Consider the following 1481-nt stretch of genomic DNA (forward strand, 5'->3'; position numbering starts at 1 on the left):
ACATTAGCAACTGTAGTTCCTCCATTTGATCCGTTAATATCTGTTCCTTTATCGTCAACTGCATCAATTTTTGGTGCAGTAACTTTTACAGTAACTCTAGCATCATCACAAAAATTAGGGTTAATTTTTTCGCAAATCCTGTAAATTAACACATACTCTCCAGCCGGTGTACCAGCTGCCACTTTTACTGAAGTTCCATCTAAGGTAACTCCTGCATTAGTGGAAGATACAAATGTCACATTAACTGTTGATGTTAATGCTGGCTGATTATTTAATTGATCATTAACTAAAACATTCGTTAAAGCAGTCCCTCCTACTAAACCATTTACGACAGAACCTGTATCATCTACAGCATCAATCATAGATGTTTTAACATTAACAGTAACTACTGCTGTATCACAATTTGTTGGATTTGCTTTCTCACAAATTTCATATGTAATTTTATATTGTCCAGCTGCTGTACCTGCAGGAACACTAATTATTCCTGTAGCAGGATTAACAAATGGCACATTAGTACCGTTTATAGAAGTGGCCGGTGTTGTAACTGTTAAATTAACTTGAGAAATTGAAACTCCTACACCATTTAATGTATCGTTACCATTACCATTGTTGGTAAGTACGTTTCCAACATTAGAAGAACCTGATGTTCCATTAATATCTGAAACCGTGTCATCCTCTGCGCATATATAATTATTTAGAACAACAGTAGTTTCATTAGAAACACATGTTTTATCCACTGCGTTACGAACTGTAAATTTATGCGTACCTGGAGTTAGATTTGAAAAGGTAGTAGTCGTTTGATAGTTACCACCATCAACATTATATTCAAAACCTGTACCAGCTGATGTAATTAAAACTGTACCCGTAATAGCACCACATTTAGGCTGAACACTTATTTTAGCAATAGGCGCTGCAGGTGCTGTTGGTTGCACATTTATAGTAACCTCTACTGATTCACTTGAAGAACATCCTAATGAATTTGTAACAGTAAATTTATATTTACCTGTACTTAAACCTGTAATTGTGTAATCCGAAGTGTTTCCAGTATAATTCCCTGGAGTTATTGTCCAGTTACCAGAAGGTAAACCACTCAACTTAACGCTTCCTGTAGCTACTGAACATGTAGGCTGTGTTGGCGCGCTAACTATTGGTGCTACTGGAAGTTGATTTACTGTAACTACTCTTGTAGCTGTAGCATCATCACATCCACCTGAACCTTTAACTGTATAAGTCATTGTAGCAGTTCCAGCTTTTAAACCTTTAACCGCTCCTGTTGAAGCATTAATTGTTGCTATAGCTGCTGCACTAGTTGACCAAGTACCTCCGGTAGTAGTAGAAGATAATGTAGTCGTTCCGTCAACACAAATAGCTTGTGTTCCTGATAACGTTCCTGCATCTGGTGCTGCTGTTACTGTAACTACTCTTGTAGCTGTAGCATCATCACATCCACCTGAACCTTTAACAGTATAAGTCATTGTAGC

Annotated in this window: 1 pseudogene; it reads right to left on the minus strand. The window is 37.3% G+C overall.

Annotated features, from left to right (window positions below):
- Positions 1-1481, minus strand: a pseudogene (locus tag HNQ00_RS16235) (hypothetical protein); the annotation flags it as partial.

It is taken from the genome of Flavobacterium aeripolare (assembly GCF_013294025.1).
GTDB lineage: Bacteria > Bacteroidota > Bacteroidia > Flavobacteriales > Flavobacteriaceae > Flavobacterium.